This window comes from Pandoraea terrae (genome assembly GCF_902459695.1).
GTDB lineage: Bacteria > Pseudomonadota > Gammaproteobacteria > Burkholderiales > Burkholderiaceae > Pandoraea > Pandoraea terrae.
Genome location: NZ_CABPRZ010000006.1, coordinates 145,241 through 166,673, shown reverse-complemented (window position 1 = coordinate 166,673; position 21,433 = coordinate 145,241). Strand labels below are relative to the sequence as shown.

19 protein-coding genes and 3 pseudogenes are annotated in these 21,433 nt (G+C 60.1%); 14 read left to right on the top strand and 8 right to left on the bottom strand.

Features of this window, described 5'->3' with window-relative positions; genetic code table 11:
* The first annotated feature begins 146 nt into the window (after positions 1 to 146).
* Together PTE30175_RS09220 and PTE30175_RS09215 are read left to right on the top strand one after the other, a co-directional pair.
* Complete coding sequence (locus PTE30175_RS09220) at positions 147 to 890, top strand: TIGR02391 family protein (protein WP_150696766.1); 744 nt, start codon at positions 147 to 149, stop codon at positions 888 to 890.
* Positions 891 to 971: 81 nt separating this feature from the next.
* Positions 972 to 1,520, top strand: a complete 549-nt coding sequence (locus tag PTE30175_RS09215) for a hypothetical protein (protein WP_150696765.1) — start codon at positions 972 to 974, stop codon at positions 1,518 to 1,520.
* Between the two features lie 359 nt (positions 1,521 to 1,879).
* On the opposite strand, the gene PTE30175_RS09205 is transcribed toward PTE30175_RS09215, so the two are convergent.
* Positions 1,880 to 2,245: a hypothetical protein gene (locus PTE30175_RS09205; protein WP_150696763.1), complete on the bottom strand. Its 366-nt coding sequence runs from the start codon at positions 2,243 to 2,245 to the stop codon at positions 1,880 to 1,882.
* 688 nt (positions 2,246 to 2,933) lie between these two features.
* Positions 2,934 to 3,314 carry a hypothetical protein gene (locus PTE30175_RS09200; RefSeq protein WP_150696762.1) on the bottom strand — a complete coding sequence of 127 codons (381 nt, stop codon included), beginning with the start codon at positions 3,312 to 3,314 and terminating at the stop codon, positions 2,934 to 2,936.
* Positions 3,315 to 3,525: 211 nt separating this feature from the next.
* Between PTE30175_RS09200 and PTE30175_RS29195 the strand changes: the two genes are divergently transcribed.
* Complete coding sequence (locus PTE30175_RS29195; protein ID WP_150696761.1) at positions 3,526 to 3,786, top strand: DUF551 domain-containing protein; 261 nt, start codon at positions 3,526 to 3,528, stop codon at positions 3,784 to 3,786.
* Positions 3,787 to 3,878: 92 nt separating this feature from the next.
* On the opposite strand, the gene PTE30175_RS09190 is transcribed toward PTE30175_RS29195, so the two are convergent.
* On the bottom strand, positions 3,879 to 4,658 hold the full coding sequence (locus PTE30175_RS09190) for a plasmid partitioning protein RepB C-terminal domain-containing protein (RefSeq protein WP_191628944.1): 780 nt from the start codon (positions 4,656 to 4,658) through the stop codon (positions 3,879 to 3,881).
* A 4-nt stretch (positions 4,659 to 4,662) separates the two neighbouring features.
* Complete coding sequence (locus PTE30175_RS09185; protein WP_224788666.1) at positions 4,663 to 6,750, bottom strand: AAA family ATPase; 2,088 nt, start codon at positions 6,748 to 6,750, stop codon at positions 4,663 to 4,665.
* A gap of 1,019 nt (positions 6,751 to 7,769) precedes the next feature.
* On the opposite strand from PTE30175_RS09185, the pseudogene PTE30175_RS09180 reads away from it, so the two are divergent.
* The 6 genes and pseudogenes from PTE30175_RS09180 to PTE30175_RS09155 all read left to right on the top strand — a co-directional run.
* Positions 7,770 to 8,027: pseudogene (locus PTE30175_RS09180) on the top strand (transposase); the annotation flags it as partial.
* 226 nt (positions 8,028 to 8,253) lie between these two features.
* The gene (locus PTE30175_RS28975; protein ID WP_263596282.1) at positions 8,254 to 8,388 is read left to right on the top strand and encodes a hypothetical protein; all 135 of its coding nucleotides are present in this window, start codon (positions 8,254 to 8,256) and stop codon (positions 8,386 to 8,388) included.
* Between the two features lie 205 nt (positions 8,389 to 8,593).
* Complete coding sequence (locus PTE30175_RS09170) at positions 8,594 to 9,307, top strand: NAD(P)H-dependent oxidoreductase (protein ID WP_150696759.1); 714 nt, start codon at positions 8,594 to 8,596, stop codon at positions 9,305 to 9,307.
* A gap of 199 nt (positions 9,308 to 9,506) precedes the next feature.
* Positions 9,507 to 10,613, top strand: a complete 1,107-nt coding sequence (locus tag PTE30175_RS09165) for an S-(hydroxymethyl)glutathione dehydrogenase/class III alcohol dehydrogenase (protein WP_150696758.1) — start codon at positions 9,507 to 9,509, stop codon at positions 10,611 to 10,613.
* A gap of 10 nt (positions 10,614 to 10,623) precedes the next feature.
* Entirely contained in the window at positions 10,624 to 11,475 is an 852-nt protein-coding gene (gene fghA, locus PTE30175_RS09160) for an S-formylglutathione hydrolase (protein ID WP_150696757.1), read from the top strand.
* Positions 11,476 to 11,559: 84 nt separating this feature from the next.
* Entirely contained in the window at positions 11,560 to 12,168 is a 609-nt protein-coding gene (locus PTE30175_RS09155) for a glutathione S-transferase family protein (protein ID WP_150696756.1), read from the top strand.
* A 25-nt stretch (positions 12,169 to 12,193) separates the two neighbouring features.
* Here PTE30175_RS09155 and PTE30175_RS09150 read toward each other — a convergent pair.
* A pseudogene (locus tag PTE30175_RS09150) lies at positions 12,194 to 12,928 on the bottom strand (GlxA family transcriptional regulator); the annotation flags it as partial.
* Positions 12,929 to 13,072: 144 nt separating this feature from the next.
* On the opposite strand from PTE30175_RS09150, the gene PTE30175_RS09145 reads away from it, so the two are divergent.
* Positions 13,073 to 14,080, top strand: coding sequence for a GlxA family transcriptional regulator (locus tag PTE30175_RS09145; RefSeq protein ID WP_150696754.1), 1,008 nt, complete (start codon positions 13,073 to 13,075; stop codon positions 14,078 to 14,080).
* A gap of 55 nt (positions 14,081 to 14,135) precedes the next feature.
* Here PTE30175_RS09145 and PTE30175_RS09140 read toward each other — a convergent pair whose 3' ends face one another.
* The 3 genes and pseudogenes from PTE30175_RS09140 to PTE30175_RS09130 form a co-directional block, all read right to left on the bottom strand.
* On the bottom strand, positions 14,136 to 16,913 hold the full coding sequence (locus PTE30175_RS09140; RefSeq protein WP_150696753.1) for a winged helix-turn-helix domain-containing protein: 2,778 nt from the start codon (positions 16,911 to 16,913) through the stop codon (positions 14,136 to 14,138).
* 114 nt (positions 16,914 to 17,027) lie between these two features.
* The gene (locus PTE30175_RS09135; RefSeq protein WP_338044421.1) at positions 17,028 to 17,996 is read right to left on the bottom strand and encodes a LysR family transcriptional regulator; all 969 of its coding nucleotides are present in this window, start codon (positions 17,994 to 17,996) and stop codon (positions 17,028 to 17,030) included.
* Between the two features lie 156 nt (positions 17,997 to 18,152).
* Positions 18,153 to 18,460, bottom strand: a pseudogene (locus PTE30175_RS09130) (ferredoxin reductase domain-containing protein); the annotation flags it as partial.
* Positions 18,461 to 18,511: 51 nt separating this feature from the next.
* On the opposite strand from PTE30175_RS09130, the gene PTE30175_RS09125 reads away from it, so the two are divergent.
* The 4 genes from PTE30175_RS09125 (at position 18,512) to PTE30175_RS09110 (ending at position 21,430) form a co-directional block, all read left to right on the top strand.
* Positions 18,512 to 18,619 carry a helix-turn-helix domain-containing protein gene (locus PTE30175_RS09125; RefSeq protein ID WP_420819618.1) on the top strand — a complete coding sequence of 36 codons (108 nt, stop codon included), beginning with the start codon at positions 18,512 to 18,514 and terminating at the stop codon, positions 18,617 to 18,619.
* Positions 18,620 to 18,930: 311 nt separating this feature from the next.
* Positions 18,931 to 19,683, top strand: a complete 753-nt coding sequence (locus PTE30175_RS09120; RefSeq protein WP_150696751.1) for an SDR family oxidoreductase — start codon at positions 18,931 to 18,933, stop codon at positions 19,681 to 19,683.
* Positions 19,684 to 19,731: 48 nt separating this feature from the next.
* A complete protein-coding gene (locus PTE30175_RS09115) occupies positions 19,732 to 20,172 on the top strand; it encodes a tautomerase family protein (RefSeq protein WP_150696750.1) in 441 nt (146 codons plus the stop codon).
* A 199-nt stretch (positions 20,173 to 20,371) separates the two neighbouring features.
* Positions 20,372 to 21,430 (top strand): aromatic ring-hydroxylating oxygenase subunit alpha, encoded by a 1,059-nt coding sequence (locus tag PTE30175_RS09110; RefSeq protein WP_150696749.1) that lies wholly within the window; start codon positions 20,372 to 20,374, stop codon positions 21,428 to 21,430.
* Positions 21,431 to 21,433 lie beyond the last annotated feature (3 nt).

The window sequence follows — 21,433 nt, the reverse complement described above, 5'->3', positions numbered from 1 at the left end:
AAGCGACCTGTAGCCGTCTCACCGACGTCGTCACCTCAACGGCGGCAAAGGCCGACCAAGAGACAGACACTGTGTCTGCTTACCGCGTTCGGCCGAGCCTTATAAATGATAATCTCCTTTGTCACGTATAAGAAACCGGTGAACCAATGATCGAACTGCCGACCGCCATCCCCGAAGTCGATGTGCTGCTTGCGCTAGAGCCGGAAGAGTTAGCTGCCAAGGTGATCTTCCTGCTGCGGTCACGACCGGAGGCCAAATTCAACTTTGGTAATTTGAGATTGGAACTTGGGATGGCCGGACATGCCCAGTATCCACGAGAACGCCTGCATGAAGTCGATCAGGCGCTCGCTGAGGCGTTTGCGTGGCTCGAGGCACAGGGGTTGGTGGTTCCCGATGAGGGGATGAATGGTCACAACGGCTGGCGTGTGCTGAGCCGGCGCGCGCAGCGCTTCGAGAACGAAGCGGCGTTCACGGACTACCGCACTGCGCGCCTTCTCCCGAAAGACCTGCTGCATCCGGCGATCGCCATGACCGTTTGGCTGTCGTTCATGCGCGGGGCTTACGAGACCGCAGCCTTCGAAGCGATGCGAGAGATCGAGATCGCGGTGCGCAAGGCCGCTGGCTATGGTGCCGCCGCGCACGGCATGCCGATGATGAAGAAGGCCTTCAATCCGGAGATTGGTCCGCTTACGGACTACGCGGTGGACATCGCCGAACGTGAAGCCATGCGTGACCTCTTTTCGGGCGCGATCGGCTCATACAAGAACCCGCATTCGCATCGGCATGAGCCGATTGAAAGCCCACGGGAGGCAATTGAGATCATCCTCTTGGCGAGTCATCTGCTGTACGTTGTCGATGCGCGCGTCGAAGCGATCCCGGCAAGCTCATGAACCATGGTGGAATGTGAGGCCGAGTACGCTGCCTGATCGATGCAGGCGTCCGGGTACGCTGGCTACTCCGGGGAACCGCTTATGAACAAGATACCGATGCTTTTCGCCCCCCACATCGAGCGAACTCGGCTCGACGGCAAACGGGAAGATGAAAGCGACTTCGACTACCTGAACATATCGAATCGTCCGGAAGCCGCGGAGGTGCGCCAGTTTTTCGAGTCGTTCCTTGAACGCTACCCGGGGGAGCATCGAGCGGAACTGCTTCAACGTCTTCGCGAATCAGATATCCAGTTTGCATCGGCAACGTTCGAGCTGTTCCTTTACACATGCTTCCTACAAACTGGGTGGACCGTAGAGGTGCATCCTGAGGTTCCAAATGGCAAAGGCAAGCGGCCTGACTTCCGGGTCCACACGGATACCGGCGATGCTTTCTACGTTGAGGCGACGCTTGCGCGCGAACTCAGCGACCAGGAGCTTGCGGCAGAGCGAAGAAAGAATGAGGTTCTACGCGCGATCGACGACATCCGTTCCCCCAACTTTTTGCTCGAAATTGATGTCCACGGTAGTCCCCGATCCAACGTGCCACGCAGGAACCTGCGTCATGTGCGCGCAAAAGGCCGACTGTACTGAAAGGTGGCTCATTTTTACTTTGCGCGCAACAACGCTGTAATCTTCGCGTTGTCGTGTTGATAATGGGCTGGGTCGACATAGATATGACCGCTGGCGCGACTAAAACGCGACCCCATGACGGTCAACCCACGCTTTCGCCCAGTCGATTCCCCGCTGTGTGGCGGACTCGAACGTGGGATAGGTACCGAGATCGTCACTTGCCCCGATCAGAAGATGGTCTTTCGAAACACTACCGGACGAATCGAAATGGCCGTCGGGGAGACCCTTGGCGAACCCCCAAACGGTGTATCCCTTGTACTGTTGTGGCGACACGGCAGCTCCCATCGCTTTGATGAATCGGAATGCGATACACAGCCAGATCATTCCAAGCTGTGTCGCGCACGCACAGCGCTGTGTGTGGACTTCCTGAGCGAGTTAAAGGTGAGTTCGAAGCTGAACGGGTGTTGTTCACGGTTTACAGGTTGAAAACTCTCAAGCTGTTTGTGCAGCTTGACCGCGATCAGCGGGCCGATGAGCAAGTTCATTTCGGTCTGCGTCGCATGCTCGATCGCGAACGCTAACCGATGATCCAGGTAGATTTCGATCGCCGGACACCGACCTGGCGCTCGACCCACGAAAGGTTCCGGCCAATAGATGAGCACACGACCGTCGCCTCTGTCGGCGAATTCAGAAGCGGCAGGAAAGATGCCTCGAATAAACGGGACGAGCGTTTCTGCGATCTTCATAAGTCCCCCCCCCCCCTCGGGGTTTATCCCAATGCTAGGTAATGAGGGGGCGAACAACAAGTCAATCGGCCAATATTCCGAGCTTTCAACATCTCGAATTTTGAGCAATTCGAAGCGTGACAGCACGGGCACTACCGGCCCCACAAAAAAAGCCCGCGCACATCGGCGGGCTGAATACCGTATCAAAGGGGCAGAATCTCGAGTACGGCGTGAATCGAAAGTATAGGAATCAATCGAGTGAGCGGATTACCCAAACATATGTTTGATAGAAGGCTTATGAAACGCGCATCTCAGTCCGCCCATAAAAGAAGCCCGCCAACGTGGCGGGCCAATCCTTCCTCGCTGTAAGTGGCCGAAGCGGAGGGGTGCGAGGAGGGATGTTGCTCAATATTCCTGACTAATTGTCGAAAGGCTATCAGATTTCAACCAGCAATTGGCGCGAGATCGCAAAATTGAATGTTGTCTTGCGGTCGCGAATTACCTCGACGCCGCTCAGGGACGCGCGGCATGCAAGGCGAACAACTTCCGGCAATGTTAGCGGGCACGAACGTCGACACCCAGGGGGCGCCCCCACGACTCTCTGACGCGAGCAGCTGCGTTGGTTCAGTTATTGTCGTTCGTGGACGGCGGCTATTGGCCTATTCTGTTGAAAATTCGCTGGCGGTCGATCGCCTGAGGTGTTCGTGTGTCAGTTCATGGAGCGCGAACGTTCCGCTTCATCTACCACGGGAATAATTCGTGCAAGGCCCTCGGCTAAGTGTTTCAGGCTGTCGTTTGGAACGCCGAAGCCAAGCCAACCAAACGCTGGATGCCTAAACTGGATGAGCGCTCCGCCGACTAATGGCTCAGGGGAGACCTGCCAAAACGGAGCGATAACAGAGGGTACTTGGTCGCCGATTTTAGGCGGCACTTCTGACACTGACGGCTTGAATTGCTGGCGCAGGTTGCCGAGGATGTTGATAATTTTGGTGAGGTTTTCCGAGTTCAAAGGGGCTCCGGAACCGGTGTCGAACTTGAGTTCTACCTTCCCATCGCTTTCCTTGAGCTCCAACTTGATTAGCGTCTTCATTCGGCACCTCGCTGCGGTCAGGGAATATTGGCAAGCCCCCGAACTACATGAGCCCCTTTCGGCGGGGACTCGGTCAAGTATATCCGCAGTTGTGCCATGTAACCGCCCATCTCAATTGCCGATAACGGATTCTTCTCCCACCATGCTACGATCAACGGATCATATGGGTGCTGACCACCGTACTGCGTGAGATCCGGGGAGGCGAAGACCAATGCGACAAGACGATTGGATATCCGCGAATGAGCGTCTGCCCAAACCCTCCTCGGGTTGCTCGTGTGTAGTGGTTTTGGTGACTGTGAACGATCCATCACTATTGAGAGACGGGGAGCCGGCCTTCATCGATATCGCGACTTACTGGCGCGATAGAGGCATCTGGACTATTAGCTGTAGAAGCGCCGACCGAAGTGTCTCGGACTTCCCTGTCCAGGTGAGCCATTGGATGCCGTTGCCAGCCCCTCCCACCGTAGACTAGCGAGTCGCGCATTTGTCCCTTGATCCGCTCAAGGGCAGCGCCGTCCACGGGCTGCTACGGCCGAACACGGGCGACCGGATAGGCAAAGCCGACTATCCCATACGAGCATCCGCCCCGGGAATGTCTTTGATCTCGGCAATTCGCTGAAGTCGCTGAAGATAGTCTGCATGAAATTGTGCCAACCAGCGCACGACTCGGGCATTGTTCAGCAAGTTAGCTATGTACGTTTTGACGACTACGAGCTTCAAATTGTCAGGGCCGTAGTTATCCTCCAGTAAGCGCGTATCGGTCTGTAATGCTGCTAGCTCTCGCTCCAACCGCTGAATTACGTCGGCCGCTTCGCTCTTGACGCCGGTACGTTTAGTACCGGCCTGCAGCTGATCGGGAGCCGTCGTCTCGAGCATGGCCAGAGCCAGTTTAGTCGAGAAATTTCCGAGGCTTACCATTGCCTGGGCAACGTCGATCTGACGAAATGCCTGCATCTGCCACAGGATGGGAAACACACTTCTTGGCACTTGCTTCTCCGCAAGAATGGCGACCGCCTCGCCGCAGATTCCATCCAACATTTTGAATCGACTTCGAATAGCGGCAGCAGATATTCCAAGCGCGGCACCCAGTCTCTCTGCCGAGACCCCCCTCTCTGCTGCCAGCACGATCATCCGATGCTCCTGGATCACTGCAAGGCGATTCACGCGCTTATTGTAGGTATAGGCTTCGTCGTCCTTGACGATGATGCATCGAGCGCGCTCGACTCCAAGGTCCGTTAGCGCTTCGACTCGTAAATGTCCGTCAAGGATGCTGAACTGACCGGCTATCGTCGGATGCGTGATTACAACCAGTGGCTCCACCAAGCCAATCGCCTTGCCCGACACAGCATCATTCCCCCAGCACCGCCCGCACGGCCGCCTCCACATCCGCCACCCGAATATCGGTCGTACGGTCCCGAATGCGACGCAGCGCCGCCACCCCAAGCGTCTTGTCGAGGATCGCGTCGGCATCGGCAATCGAGCGCCCCGTCACTTTATTGATCAGCAGGCCGACCGCCTCGGGCTGCACCCGCCAACGATTGCCCAGCTTCTTCCTGAGGGCCCCGCGCACATAGCCTGCCATCGCTTTGGGCCCCGGCACGTCGAAGATGACTTTCTCTTCGAAGCGCCCACCCCGTAGGGCGGCCGTGTCGATGCGATCGTAGTAATTGGTCGCGGCAATGAACATCACGTCCCGCATGCGGCCCCCGGCGCCGTCCATGGTCGCAAGGATCTTCTCGGTCAACATCCCGTAGTTCGTATGCCGCCGGTCTTGCAGGATACCGTCCGCCTCGTCGATGAACACGATCGCTGGCCGGATGTCGCACGCTTCCCGGTAAAGCTTGTCCCAGGAGCGCGGCTCGGCGATGATCTGCGCGCCGGTGAGCTGGAGAAACGCCCAGCCGCTCGCCTTGGCCAGTGCCATCGCCGCCTGCGTCTTGCCGGTGCCCGGCGGGCCGGTAAAGATGAGCCCCCGGGGAAGGCTCGCCCCCAACTGCTCCAGCCGCTCGACCTGCTCCATCCTGAATGCCAGATCCCGCAGCAGATCGCGGGAGGCTTCGGGCATGATGATGTCCGCGATCGCCTTGACGTCTTCCGGCAGTTGCCCCCGGCGGCCCTGCAGCAGGCGCATCGCCTGCATACCGATGTCAAACGTGACCGGTCCGCTGAATCCCCCATCCCGGCGCAGCTCACGCAACTGGCCTCCCAGGGCAGACAGGCGGGCCGCACTGAACCCCTCCCACCGGCCCGCGAGCGCCTGGATGGCCGACCGGTCGATGAAGTCTGCCCCCAGTTCGTCCCCAATCGCGCGGTCGAGCAGCGCCACGCGGGCTGTGAGATCCGGGGCCGGGATTTCAATCTTGAAGTCGAACCGGCCGTCGCGCTTGCCGGCTCCATCCAGCGCGTCCAGCGCATTGGTGGCCGCCACCAGGATGACCCGCGAACCGCGCAGGGCGACGATCTCGGTGAGCATGACATTGGTCAGATCCCGGTCCATCGCGTGCGCCCCGCCGTCGCGGGCCTTGATGAACGAGTCGATCTCATCGACAAAGAGGACGCAGGTGCCGACCTTGCGCGCCGCAGCAAAGACCGCCTTGACCTTCTGGGGTGTTTCGTTGACCCACTTGGAGGCGGTATCGCCATAGGCAATCGCGAGGAAGGGCACGCCAAGCTGACCCGCCAGGGCCTCGGCAAACAGGGTCTTGCCGTTGCCCGGCTCACCGAAGAGCAGGATCCCGTTACGTGGCCGGACCTGAGCCTCGATGATGTCTTGCGCGGCGCAGAACAGGCGTTTCTTGGTCTCGGTCATGCCGACGACGTCGGCGAAGGTGTAGCGGGCTTCGCGCACGTTGTCGCTGAAGTCGTACCCCGGCGCAGCGGGCTGTGCGGCCCGTTGGGGGCGAGGTGCCGGGGCAGGCGGCGGCGGGACAGGGACCGCAGGAGCCACGGGGGCGACTGGGGTCCTGGGCACGACGGACGCCGAAGGCGCTACCGGTACTGCAGGCACTGTCGGTGCGGGCGCTGCGGCTGGCGTGGCTGACGGTACCGAGGGGCTGATCTTGATGGCCAGCGGTATCCAGACTTGGGCGCCAGCGATCTCCATGGATGGAACGATTGCAGTGCGATGCAGGTGCCAGAGCCTGATGCCGGCGGCGGTCAGTACCAGTACCGCGGGAATGCTGAACAGAGACCGCTCGTAACCCAGGGGCACCAGGCCCAGGCAAAGCACGAAGAAGGCGACCCAGGTCCAGCCGCGCACGCGAGGGTTGGGCAGCCAGATGAGCGCGGCCGCGACGAAGGTCGCACCCAGCACGGTGCCGTTCTGGAGAGCGCCGGCGTGAGCCAGGCCGGGTAGTTGGGTGAGCACGGCAGTCAGGCTGGCCAGTACCGCGAGAAGGCGAATGCGCTGGAGGGAGCGGGAGTAACGCTGTTTCATAGGGACCTCGGCGTTGTTGTGGTCGACGGGGCGCGGCCTTGGCAGAACCGCGCTTCCTGAGGTTCAGTGTCCAACCCGATTGCGCCGATGCAAGTGGGCTTCGGGAGGCGGATGTGGGGATAGTTGCGGCTTCAATGCACTCATGGGAGTCCGAGCCACGTCCGCATCTTCGATGCCAGGCCTATGGGGGGACTTCCGTCGGTATGGCGGCGTCAATGGGGACGGTAACGCGGCCTTGGGCCCGCCGGACGACCTGCCGGCCGTTCGGTTTTGTGATGTGCCTCGGTCGTCCCCAGGCCAAGGGAATGGAATCCGCGGGGGCGGGGGAGGGCCGCAGGGTCTCACTTGCGGCGCCGGCGACGTGCCCACCGGATCGCAGCCATCAGGGGCCGGAGGTAGTCGCGCAGGCTCTGGCGCAGTTCATCGAGAAATATCTGCCATAAGCTCGGTTGCCGGTTCATCACAAAGCGCTCCTGAAATGAAGAACGAGGCCATCGAAGACGGTGAGGCATCACGCGCGATTGCGTGGCCGAGGGGCTGTGGATGTCAGATTAGGCAGGTGGCGGGCGATTTGCCGCCATGTGGCTGGACAGCGCAGAGAACGACCGGCACCTGCCTGGGCATCCGCATCGAAGACACAGGGCAGGCTCAGCATCTCATCGAGTCTTGTGGATGCAAGTCGTGGTGGCAGTGGCTGGAGGGGAAGAACGGGGAGATGAAGGGCTGTGTCTGATGTGCCCAGGGGGCGGGAGGGTGGAGGGTTTGCCATTGCTGTCAGGCCATAGCTGAAACCGGTGCCCGCGAACAGGCCCGGCTGCAGCACGGCAAAGTCGCCGGCATTGGCCAGCTCGGCGGAAAAGCGCGTCAGCGCGTTGCTGCTAGTTTTGAGCATCAAAAAATGTATTCGCCAGTGATCACGATCCCGGCAGCAGTCCAAGTGACCCTAGCCGACAAAACAGTACCGGTTGAAACTGGAAAATTTCGGCATGATGTTGACTCGACGACCAGGAGGTCATGCCGTGAAGAGGAGCAAATACACCGACGAGCAGATCGCGTACGCCCTCAAGCAGGCGAAGCTTGGCACACCGGTAGCCGAGGTGTGCCGCAAGATGGGCATCAGCGACGCCACGTTCTATAACTGGCAGACGAAGTTTGGCGGTCTGTCGCCGTCGGAAGTACGGCGCATGAAGTAGCTGGACGTAGAAAACGCTAAGCTCAAGCGGCTCGTAGCGGATCTGTCTCTGGACAAGGCTATGCTGCAGGATGTGCTGGCAAAAATGTATGGTCCGCCCCTCCCTCAGTCCCATAATCAGGGCTGGCACGAAACAACTCCGACGGAGGTGTGTCATGAGTCAGCGTATTCCCTCAGCTACTCGCGGGCATCGCGGGACCACTTGTGGCGCCACCAGTCACGGGGGTGCTACTCAATAGCGTGCTCGCATCGCTGGCCGGCACGGCGAGTGGCGTCTTCAATACAAGCCGTCAGATGGGGGCGCGCTTGCGGTGGCAGTATTCGGCACGTTGCTCGCGCAGTCGCACACGTTCGTGGTCGGCTTGCGCACCAGCCTCATCCTTGCCGCAGGCGTGGCGTTTGTCACCGCGCTGAGCAGCTTGCGACTCCAATCTACGGCAGAGTGAAGCCCCTGGCGAATGGATCAGCCTTCATTTCACTAAACAAAGCCAGATTGGCGGTATCCGCAGATAAAGTGTCAGTTTCGCCACTGTACCCGGGCTGTCGGCAACCGTAGACTCGCGGTTACGCCGTTCGCCTGCAGGCTTTTTGCGTCCTCCCACGTCCGGTCGCATTCGGCGCCACCGATTGTTTCAGTTCAGAGGATCTCAAGTGAATATCCTGATCGTCCACGCCCATCCGGAGCCGAAATCATTTACCGCCGCGCTCAAGAACGCTGCCGTCGATACATTGACGACAGCCGGCCATACGGTCGAGGTGTCCGACCTTTACGCGCTCAATTTCAACGCGGTAGCCAGTGCGGGGGATTTTGACAGTCGTCAGAATCCGGACTATCTCGTCTATGCGCTCGAACAGCGAAACGGCGTGAAAGACGACACGCTGTCGAAAGACATCCTCACGGAAATCGACAAGGTGCGGAGCTGCGATCTGTTGCTGCTGACTTTTCCGATCTTCTGGTTTTCAGTGCCTGCGATTTTGAAAGGGTGGATCGATCGCGTGTTCGTGTCCGGCGCCTTCTATGGCGGACGGCGGATCTACGATCACGGCGGCATGACCGGGAAGAAGGCACTCGTTTGCGCGACGCTTGGAGGTCGGCCCCACATGGTCAGCGAGGGCGGCATACATGGCGATTTGGTTGCAATGTTGCGGCCGTTGTTGCAAGGCACGTTGGGATACGTGGGCTTTGACGTGCTGGAACCCTTCTTCGGATATCACATTCCCTATCTAGATGATGCCGAGCGACACGGAATTCTGAACGAGTGGTATCAAGCGCTTGCCACACTCGACTCGCGATCCTTGCTACCCATGCCGTCATTGCGCAACTATGACGAAACGCTTGCGTTGCGGCGGATTGTCCTCGCGTAGGCGGCTGGCCCGGAAGCGACAACCTCGACATGGCCTTTGATGGGATTTCCTGGATATCCACCTGAACCGTTAAATTGGGACAAGTCTCCGCGTTCTTGGGCCAATATGGCATGAGGCGGTTTGTGGGCTCCTCGTACGAGGCAATAATCCAAGTCAGTGTCGCGTCGAGAACGTGATTCTCTTTGAGGAGACTTGTACGATGAAAACCAGAGCCGCCGTGGCATGGCAAGCGGGTGCCCCGCTGACGATTGAGATGGTGGACCTGCAAGGCCCGCGCGATGGCGAAGTGCTGGTCGAGGTGAAGGCCACCGGCATCTGCCACACCGACTACTACACGCTCTCGGGTGCCGACCCGGAAGGCGCCTTCCCGGCCATCCTTGGCCACGAGGGCGCCGGCATCGTGGTCGACGTCGGTCCGGGGGTGAGCAGCCTCAAGAAGGGCGACCACGTTATCCCCCTCTACACCCCCGAATGCCGCCAATGCAAGTTTTGCCTCTCGCGCAAGACCAACCTGTGCCAGGCCATTCGCTCAACCCAGGGCAAGGGCCTGATGCCCGACGGCACCTCGCGCTTCTCTCTCGACGGCAAGCCGATCCTTCATTACATGGGCACGTCGACCTTTGCCAATCATATTGTCGTGCCGGAGATCGCGCTGGCGAAGATCCGCGAGGACGCCCCGTTCGACAAGGTCTGCTACATCGGCTGTGGCGTGACCACCGGCGTGGGCGCGGTGATCTTCACGGCCAAGGTGGAGGCCGGCGCCAACGTGGTGGTATTCGGTCTGGGCGGAATCGGTTTGAATGTGATCCAGGGTGCCCGCATGGTCGGGGTTGACAAGATCATTGGCGTGGACCTCAACCCGGAGCGCGAAGCGTTGGCCCGCAAGTTCGGCATGACGCACTTCGTCAACCCGAGCCAGGTCGAGAACGTGGTCGACCACATCATCGGGCTCACCGATGGTGGCGCCGACTACAGCTTCGAATGCATCGGCAACACCAAGGTGATGCGCCAGGCGCTCGAATGCTGCCACAAGGGATGGGGCAAGTCGATCATCATCGGCGTGGCCGAGGCGGGGGCGGAGATCAGTACACGGCCATTCCAACTGGTGACCGGGCGCGAGTGGAAAGGCTCGGCTTTTGGTGGCGCGCGCGGACGTACCGACGTGCCGAAGATCGTCGACTGGTACATGGAGGGCAAGCTCAATATCGACGATTTGATCACCCACACCCTGCCGCTCGCGCGCATCAACGAAGGGTTCGACCTGATGAAGGCGGGCGAATCGATCCGCTCGGTAGTGGTGTACTGAGGACGTCGCCATGCTCGAACTCATCAGCGAACACGCCTGCTTTCGCGGGGTGCAGCGCTTCTACCGGCACGACTCGCCCGAGATTGGTTTGCCGATGCGCTTTTCGGTCTACCTGCCGCCGCAGGCATTCGAGCGGCCAGTGCCAGCGCTCTTTTACCTCGCGGGGCTGACCTGCACCGAAGAAACCTTCATGGTGAACGCCGGCGCGCAGCGCTTTGCCGCCGAGCATGGCTTGGCGCTCATCGCGCCCGACACGAGTCCTCGCGGCGCGAATCTGTCGGGCGAGACAGACGCCTGGGATTTCGGCGCCGGTGCCGGCTTCTACCTCGACGCAACCCAGACGCCATGGCGCGAGCACTACCGCATGTACAGCTACGTCGCGCGCGAGCTGTATGACCTGGTGCTGGAGGAACTTTCGATCCGCAGCGGCCATGTCGGCATCTTTGGCCACTCGATGGGCGGGCACGGCGCGTTGGTCCTGGCGCTACGCAATCCGGCGCGGTTCCGCTCGGTGTCAGCATTCGCGCCGATCGCCGCTCCGATGCAGTGCCCGTGGGGCCAGAAAGCGTTCAGTGGCTATCTGGGCGAGGACCGCGAAGCGTGGCGCCACTATGACGCCAGCGAGTTGATGACGGGGATGGAAACGCCGTTCCCGGCCGGGATCCTGATCGATCAGGGGCTGCACGATCAGTTCCTGGCCGAGCAGCTCTGCCCGGAAGCCTTCGAAGCCGCCTGCCGCCGCGCGAAACAGCCGCTGACGCTGCGCCGCCATGCGCGCTACGACCACGGTTACTACTTCATCTCGACGTTCGTCGAGGACCATCTCGCGTTTCACAGTCGCATTCTGTATGGGCAAGATTGAGATCCGCGACACCGACGATTATCGATTATTGCCCGCCAGAAGTTCGTCATTTCCATCGCATCACCCCAAGAGGAGACTCCTGTAATGATCAAGCTTTACGATTTTGAACTGTCAGGCAGCTGCTACAAGATCCGGTTGCTGATGAACAGTCTCGGCCTCGAATGCGAAGCCGTGAACGTGGATTTCGTCAACAAGGAGCACAAGACCGAAAAATACACGCGCCTGAATCCGTTTGGCGAGATCCCCATTTTCGAGGACGGCCATGTGCGTTTGCGCGACGCCCAGGCGATCATGGTGTATCTCGCCAGGAAATACGACAAGTCGAACCAATGGTATCCCGACGACGCGGAAGCGATGGGGCGCATCCAGCAATGGCTCTCGACGGGCGGCGGCGAAGTGATGAACGCAGCCGGCGCGCGTCTGGTCAAGATACTGAACTATCCGCTCGATCTCGAGAAGCTGCACGCGGGCGCCAACCGGGTGTTCAAGATCATGGACGATCATTTGGCCGAACGTGACTGGCTTGAGCTGGGCCACCCGACGATCGGCGACATCGCGTGTTTCCCGTACACCGCAATGGCGAGCGAGGGCGGCATCGATCTGAGCCCGTATCCCAACATCCTCAAGTGGATCGAACGCGTGAAGCGGCTGCCCGGGTTCATTCCGATGCCGGGGATTCCCGCCGCGGCTTAAGCTGGCGGGCTCGGGGCCGTCCGCTTCATGTGCCCGGCGTCAAGGGCACCGGCTGTGCGGCTCCCACACCTGTGGTCGAGAAGCGCTCACGGTAAGCGCGTGGCGTGATGCCGAGGCGCCGCTGGAACATCCGCCGCAGTTGATCGTCCGACGTGAAGCCGCAGCTGGCCGCGATGGACTTGAGCGGCAGTTCGGCATCTCCCAGCAGACGCTGGGCCAGTTCGAAGCGGGCCACCTCGATGAAGGCCGCCGGGCTATAGCCCGTCGCAGCGGAAAACATGCGCGTGAAATTACGCGTGCTCATCGAGGCATGTTTGGCCAGGTCCGGTGTCGCGAGCTTGTCAGTGAGGTGCTGGAGAATCCAGTCCTGCACGCCTCGAATGGTCGGATGATTGGTCATCTGGCTGGCCAGATGCATGCTGAACTGTGATTGTCCGCCGGGGCGCTTCAGATAAACGACCAGGTCGCGCGCGACTGCCAGGGCGAGGTCGCGGCCGAGATCTTCCTCCACCAGCGCCAGCGCCAGGTCGATGGCGGCGGTGACGCCCGCGGATGTCCAGATAGCGCCCTCCTTGATGAAGATCGCATCGGGTGCGACGGTGATGCCGGGATAACGCCGGCTGAGCCGTTCGGATACGCTCCAATGGGTCGTGGCGCGCTTGCCGTCAAGCAAACCCGCTTCGTCCAGGAAGAAGCTGCCCGAGCACAAGGACACCAGCCGGTTCAGCCGAGGCGCCACGCTTCTGACCCACTCGACGATCTCGACGACTTAAGGCCCACGGGGGAGTTTGGTCGGACGGCCGGAGGAGCGCGCCAATTGCATCACGAGTAAGCGCCGATTTACAGGTTGGGGTGCGGCTGCTATCGTGACAAAAATAAATCTTTACGTGCGGCTTCCGTCAATATGCCTTTCGCCGCGATTCTCGCCCTGGATGGCTGCTACGCATCAAGCCTTGCTGGCTTTGCAGACGTGCTGCAGGTGGCCAATGCACATTTGCGTAAGCAACGTGCTCCCGCAAGCGCTTATTTTGAATGGCGGTTTGTTTCGCTCTCCGGAAAGCCCGTGGTGGCGAGCAACGGCCTCCCGATCGCGGTGCGCGATGAAGTCGCGGATCGCCCGTTTGACCTGATCTTCATTCCCAGCCTTCACTACGGTGGCCGTAAAGTGTTCGAGCGCTTTCTTGGGGCCCATGCCCATGTGTACGAGTGGCTAAAGTCGGAGTGGCAACGCGGCGCATGGCTCGCGGCAAACTGCACGGGCACATTCGCTCTGGCGGAGACGGGCCTTCTGGATGGCCGCGTGGCGACCACCACATGGTGGCTAGAGCAACAGTTCCGTTCACGCTATCCACTCGTGGACCTGCGGCCAGATCCGGTAATCACCGAGGCGGACAGGCTGATCTGCGCAGGCGCGTCGGCGTCATATTTGCTCCAGGCGATACGCGTGGTGGAACGGTTCTCCGGTGCTGCCATCGCGTCGCGGTGCGCCAAGACCATGCTGATTGACATTAGCCAGACGAGCCAAACACCCTATTTGCCCCTGATTTCCGAGAAAGAACACTCGGATGCGCTGGTCAGGCGGGCGCAGCACTGGCTCATCGATCACTTATCGGAGCCCCTGCGAGTGCCACAGTTGGCGACCAGGCTTGCGGTAAGCGAGAGAACGCTCATCCGGCGGTTCAACGCGGCATTAGGGGAATCGCCCCTGACATACCTGCAGAATCTGCGCATAGATACCGCGCGGGCGATGCTGGAAGGCACTGGCCTGGGCGTGGAGGACATCGCGAGCCGCGTTGGTTACATCGACAGCAGCTCTTTCTCGCGTCTTTTCAAGGGGCGCATTGGTTTGTCCCCTGGCGCCTATCGTGCGCGTTTTCAGTTCGGCAAGACGCAAATCAAAAGCGGAGCTTAACCGCCACACGCCTTCGCTGATCGCAGCGACCCTGCATTGACGGGCGGCGCTGGAATCAAATCAGACCGCGCTGACGGGCAAGTCTGACCGCTACCGCCCGGCGGTGCACGCCAAGCTTTTCAAAAATCCGGCGCCAGTACCATTTCACCGTACTCTCCGCCAGACCCAGCGCATCCGCTATTTCTTGTGTCGCCAGACTATTCGCTGTCAACCGAATGATCTCGATCTCGCGCTCGGAAAGACTCGCGCTCTCTTCAAGCCGATCTGGTACGGGCAGAGGCAACACTAAATCGTTTTCAGCGCGGCCACCGAACGAACGCAGTAAAAGCTTCACATAGTCTCGCGAATAAACGTCTGACTCGGAAGGCGTCCTCGCAAGTTCCTCCAGCAGCGCCGAGATTGCTGTTCCTTCGTCCGTGAAGCTGCGAATGAATCCTCCGTCCGCGCCCCAGTGCAATGCCTCGATGAGGCTTCGGCGAGCGGCGAGAGACTCACCGTTGCGGACATAAAAATGGGCCAGCAAGATAGCCAGGCGAATGCTGGACCGGAGACAGTGCCTGTCGCGTGTCCAGTTCAACCACCGGCGCATTGACGCGATCGCCTGGCCAACTTCACCTCGCTCACAAGCCAAACGCGCGGCCGCGATTGCGAAACACTCCCGTGTGGTGTTGACATCGCCCGTGGGTGCAATGGACTGCAGTGCGCCCCGATAACGCGCATCATCTTTGAGTCGCTCCGCGTCCCGCGAAAGACCTTCCGCAATAAGGAGCCTGACACGCTCTGCAAATACGTGCGCATGCAGACGCTGCATGGCATACCGGTCTGCGATACCGGTAGCGATATCAAGGGCACGATGCGCAGTTCCCGGGTCCCCGTCGGCATAGGCCAGGCGGGCGGAGGTTAGCTGCCGGGCGATGACCGAGTCGACGAGGCCAAACTCAAGCGAGAGTTCGCGGCACTCATCGATCAGTCGACGCGCTTCGGTCAAACGGTTTTCTTCATACAGGACTTGTGCCAGTTGGGCCGATGGCATGGCGGCAAGCGTCGATTGTTCGCCATGGATGTGTATTGCAACGTTCCTGGCCTGTGCCAGCGACTGGGCTGCGGGGCCAAGCTCGCCGCGCATGAAGAACGTATTGCCGACGACAGTGTCAAGGAAAACCGTTCCGTAGATCGCACGACCTTCGACAAGTTGCTGCCTGATGGCCTCCGCTTCTGCCAGGACCCGATCACATGAGAAGGTTTCCCGGCGGCACATGATCATGGCAACTTCCACGGAGGCATTCATGAACGGGTCGTCGGTTGCGGACCCTGTCGCCCATGCAAAGCCCAACGAAACCGCACGTTCAAGATCATCGCTGAGCGCAGCGAGCATGATGTCACGATGCGCCAGTATGACCGACAGGGACTCTTTCTCCGCATCAGGCTCCGGCTTGCGAGGCATTTCCTGAGCGTCCGCTGCCCGTTTGGTGACATGGACGCGGACGTCATTCAGCGCTTCCCGGGCGTCATCGAAGCGCCAACGAATCATGTTTTCCCAAGCCATTTCCAGTTGTAGCCGCGGTAACGTCTTGAGAAGCGCGGCCGGCAGGCGATCGGCGTGCGCTTGCAGTGTGGTGGTTTGACCGCTGGCGAAGAGCCCTGTACTCGCTGCATCGATCAGTGCCCCCGCGCGCACGACGTCCTTGATCGCAAAGGCATGCTCGATCGCGTCGGTAGGAAGGTCATGCGCCGCCAGCCAGTCACAAGCGCGGCGATGGTAGCCGACCGCGAGATCGGGCTGTCGATCGTTGAGCCGTCTGCGCAATAGATCTGAAAAGAGATGGTGATAGCGATACCAGTTACGTTCACGATCCAACGAGAAGATGAACAGGTTCAGGGACTCGATACGATCGATGAACAGTCGGCTATCTGGGCATTCGAGCACCGCATTGGCCAGATCCGCGTTGAACCGGTCGAGGATGGAGGTTGCGAGTAGGAAACGCTGAATATCGTCCGACTGGTATTTCAGGACCTCTTCAATGAGAAAGTCGGCGACGCTGCGGTCTGCGCCGGTGAACTGTCGTAGAAAGGCCTCTACATCATCAGCGCATCGCATCGCGATCGCGGCCATCTGTAAGCTGGCAGCCCAGCCCTCGGTCCGCTTGCGCAGTTGCTCGGTTTGGGAAGGGGATAGTGTGACGCCGCCGGCGGACTGGACGAAAGCACTGGTTTCTTCGCTGGAGAATGCAAGAGCCTGGGCTTCTATTTCGTGGATATCCCCGAGTGCGCGCAGACGCGCGACCGGTAGCTTCGGCTGTCCGCGCGCGGCGACAACGACGTGAAGCTTTTCGAGGGGTGCAAGCAGGAGGGCGCCGACGAGATCGGAAATGCCACGCTCCTCGATCAGGTGAAAATCATCGAGAAAAAGAAACAGGTCGCCACGTAGACGGGCCAGCTCATTCAGCATCTCGGCCTTGAGCGCTGCGGGGGAGGGTATCAGACCAGGGATGATACCCGCATGAAGTATGCTTTTCGGATCTTGGTCAATCGACACACCGGAACGTCGGATGGCTTCCGTGACGTGCGCGACAAACCGGACGATATCGTTATCCTCGGGATCCACGCTGATCCAGGCGACATGCCGCCTTTGCGTCGATAGCAGATCGAAGCACTGGGCCAGGATACTGGTTTTGCCATAGCCCGCCGGCGCTGAAACCAGCAGCAGGCGCCGATTGAGATTGGGCTCGATTTCGTCGCGCATCAATCGATCCCGGCGCAGCAGGTTCCGCCTCTGTTTGGGAGGACGCAGCTTTGTACCTACCGTAACGAGGGGCGCCTGAAGCGTATCCACCAATTCTCCTTATTTTGTCGTTGGGCCTGTTGCACCATTTGAGCGCATCGCATTGGCAATTCACGATAAGGCTGATCCCCGGGCTCAAGAACGCCGCACGAGCATCAGAACAGTTCATAACTGTCTATCTTCTTCGGCCTCATCTCTAACGGATTTGACGACTTCCAGAAATGCCATCAATAACGGCGATCTGTCATCGCGGCGATAGATGCAACTGAGATCAACCGTGGCCTGTGGGGCGTTCTTGAAGGGCCGGTACACGACACCGGGAAACCTAAGGGTGGTGGCCGACTCGGGGACCAGGCAAATTCCGAAGCCACTGGCGACCAATGCAACGCCAGTCACCGCGTCGCCGACTTCCTGAGACACTTTCGGCAGAAAACCTTCGCGCCGGCAGAGGTCCATCACCCTATCGATAAAGTTAGGGCGCATGCCGCTCGGAAATAGGATCATCGGATGGTTCTTCAGCTCGCGAAAAGGAATAGCGTCCTCTCGCGCCAGTGGATGCGATTCGTTGACGGCCACCAGCAGTCGTTCGTTCCGGACCAATTGGGTCTCGATATCCGGCAATGGCTCCAGCAGCCGATTAAACCCCACCGTAATCCTGCGCTGTCGGAGCGCTTCGATTTGCTCGCCCTTCGTCATCGTATGGAGCACAACGTTGACTTCCGGATACGCGTTTCTGAACTGGAGGATAAGCTTGGGAATCGTGCCGAGAACGCCCGATCCGAAGATGCCGACATCGATCCGCCCGAGTCGTCCCTGGCCGGCACGCTGTGTGCGCTCAGTGGCCTGTTCCAACAATGAGCGAATATTCAGCGCTTCTTGAAGGAACAATTCGCCGGCTTGCGTGAGTTCGACACCTTTGGGCGTTCGGATGAAAAGATGCACGCCCATCTCTTCTTCCAGTTGCTGGATCTGTCTAGTCAGCGGGGGCTGGGAAATATTGAGAGTCAGCGCGGCCCGTCCAAAGTTCAGCTGCTCTGCAACTGCGATGAAATATTTAATCTGACGAAAATCCATCTCGGGCGTCCGCGGGGTGTAGAAAAGGTGGCGTGTGGAAATCTCGTTGGCGAGCAGCAAGAGGCACAAAACGCCGCATCGAGAACCATTCGTGTTTCTCAATATACTGCATCTCGATACTATTTTTGTATCGAAAAGAGGGTGCCAATGCCTTTGCGGGGCATTGGCACCGACATGACATTTCGGTTAGGTCCGCCGATAGCAGGTCTGCGCTGCTCAGATGACCTTGAACAGCGGACTCCGCACCAGCTCAACGTCGGCCGCCGAGAAAAACTTCTCGTGTAAATGTCGCGCTCAAACAAGCGGCCTTGCATCAACGTCGTGATACAGGCGTCGATCATCGCAGGCGGTCCACACAGATAAGCCTTGTGCCCGCGGAAGTCATTGCCGAAATGGGTTCTGGCGGCATCATGCACGAAGCCGCGAGCGCCAGTCCAGTCGCTATCCTCGGGCTCATGCGAGAGGGTCGCCGCATACGTAGATTTCCGGTGCCTCCCGGCTAGTGCAACGAAGTCATCGTGGTACCGAGCACCCTGCCGCTCGACGAAGTGGAAGCCGCACTGATCCGGAGCGCGATGTCACACACGCACGGCAATCAGTCAGCCGCGGCCAGACTTCTGGGTCTCACCCGGGCGCAACTGATTTATCGGCTGAAGACCTGCAAGCCCACGAACGAAGCGTGAGAGGCTCGTTGAGCGTCCATGCTCCCGGCGCACGCGAGTCAAGATCCCGGCTATACCGCAACCACCCCTCCAATCTCCCGCCTCAGTCCCTCCATACACCCGTTTCCATCGTCGCGCGTTGATGACCGGGTGCCGTTCGGAGCGGCCTCAGTCGCCCGGGTACGCCGGGCCTTGGCACGACACGTAGCCAATACCTTAGACGTATGGGCGGTTCGTGCCAAAGGTATTAGACGTATGAAGTCGGGCTTCCTAGACTTCGGCTTCAGAGAACGAAGTGAATGCCGCGGTCCGTGCGGCCTGAGGAGGAAGGGATGTGCCAAAGGGAGATCGCCGTCGTCGTGGGGAGCACCGGTGCAATGGGCACTGCGATCACCCGGCGACTGGCGTCAAGCGGTCTGAAGGTGGTGGCCGTGGCGCGCACGGCGGATGCCTTGCGGTCGCTGGTTAGCTCGACACCGGGCGTGCACGCTTGCGTGGCCGATATCGCTGACGACAGTGCCACCGACGTGATCCGCGCGTCGCTGGATGCACCCGTGCGCATGGTGGTGCAAGGCGCCGGCGTGGCCACGGCGGGCGGGGTATTGACCGCGCCCACCGCGACGGTGGTGGAGTCTGTGAACATCAAGGTGGGCGGCATGCTGCGCCTGGTGCGGGCGGTGGACGGCCACCTCGTGAAAGGTGCTCGCTTGGTGGCCATCGGCGGTCACTATGGATTTGAGCCCAGCGCCTACGCGGCCACGGCCGGCGTTGCCAATGCGGCATTGGCGAACCTGGTGCGTCAGCTTTCCTGGGCGTACGGCGAGCGTGGCGTCACCGCCCATCTGGTGGCACCGGGGCCGGCCGATACCGAGCGCTTGCGTCGTGTTGCCGCCGATCGTGGCTCGCGCGACGGCACTAGCGCTGAAGCGGTATTGCGCCAGATGCGGGCCGAGTCCGCCATCGGCGCATTTACGACGGTGGAGCAGATCGCCTGGGCCATGGTCACGCTGCTTGCACCTCAGGCCGATGCCTTGGCCGGCGGCACACTGTTCATGGATGCCGGCCGTCGCAAGGCCCTGCCCTGATCCTTCCCGCTTTCGTCCACCCCGCCACCCCGGATCGCCGCAGTCAAGATGCCCATCCTCGAATACCACTTGGCCGAAGGCCATTACGCCGACGCGCAAATCGCCGAACTGCTCGTCGCTTCCAGCCACCTCTACGCAGAGGTGCTCAATAGTCCCATCGAACGAGTGCGCGTGTTTGCGCAGTTTTACCAACCTCAGCATGTGGCGGTGGCGGGCAAGCTTTTGAGTCTCGGCGGTGCGCCGGCACCGTACTTTCACTTTCTGGTGCTCGAGGGACGTCCGCTGGACGAATGCCATCGGCTGCTCACCGGGTTCACGGACTTGGTGGTGAAGCTTCTCCACGCCGACGGCAGCCTGGTGCGCGGCGGATGTTGGCCTATTCCACCGCGCTATTGGGCCATTGCCGGCACGCCCGCCAGCCTGACGCGGGCCATGGAAATCGGTGCGCGGGCCAAGGCAACCAAGCCGATCGGAACTGGCCCAGGCTGACCTTACTTCTGAGCGCGGCGACCAGTAACGCGCAGAAGCTGCGTGCCGGGCGCGATGGCTAGTGGTTTGCACTAAGACCGACCCTCCGAAAAGGAGGGTGCCCGGAACAAGTCGCCTCCATACACTTCAATTGCATCGCGGAAAGCGTGACCCAAACTCAAGCCTCTGAAAAGCGGCGGGCATCCATAAGGAGACATCAATGTTTGTAAAAAACTGCTGGTACTGTGCGGGCTGGGACTACGAGCTTAGCCAAGGCAAGCATGCGATTCTGGCGCGCCGTATTGCCGATGAGCCAATCGTGCTGTACCGCAAGCCTGACGGCGGGGTGGTCGCGATGGAGGACCGGTGCTGCCATCGGCAGGCGGCACTGCATCTCGGGCAGAAGGAGGGCGACTCGATTCGCTGCATGTACCACGGCATGAAATTCGGTCCGGATGGTAAGTGCACCGAAATCCCCGGGCAGGACCATATCCCTGAGAAGGCCTGCGTACGCACGTATCCAGTGGTCGAAAAAGATAACTGGATCTGGGTATGGATGGGGGACCCCGCCAAGGCAGACCCGAGCCTCATCTGCTTTTCCGTGGGGCCGGGCGATAAAAATTGGAATATCAAAACGTCGCAGGTCCGGGTCAACGCCAACTACCGCCTTGAAATTGCCAATTTGATGGACCTGAGCCACCTTACTTGGGTGCACCGCAATACCTTCGGCGGAACGGACGCGTATACGAGAAACAAAATCAAGCACGTCATGACGCCGCGCGGTGTCAGATCGACGTTCTGGGTGCGTGGGGTGCCGGCCCCGGTGTTCGCTCAGCACATGTTTCCCCCCGGTGCATTGTTCGATCTGAGTTTCGACGTCGACATGACGTTGCCGTGCAATTTCATTCTGCATTTTCAGGTTTGGACAGCCGGTACCGCGACGGATGGCCCCTCCGACGGACAACTGGTTCTCGATAGCTATTCCTGTCAGGCGATCACGCCACGCGACGCAGATTCTGTGGACTACTACTATTCGTGGGGATCCAGTGTCGCGACTGACGGGCCTGGCATGAGCGACATGCTCTACGAGGCGATCAATGCCGCCTTTCTTGAAGACAGGGAGATGCTCGAAGCGCAACACCAGAACATCAAGGAGCGCACGGACAGAAAGATGGTGGACATCGTTCACGACGCCGGCCCTGGAAAGATGTTGTGGGTCCTCGAAAAGTTCCTCAAGGAAGAGGCGTCCACGCAGATCCCGATCGTCCAGGCGGCGTAGTGC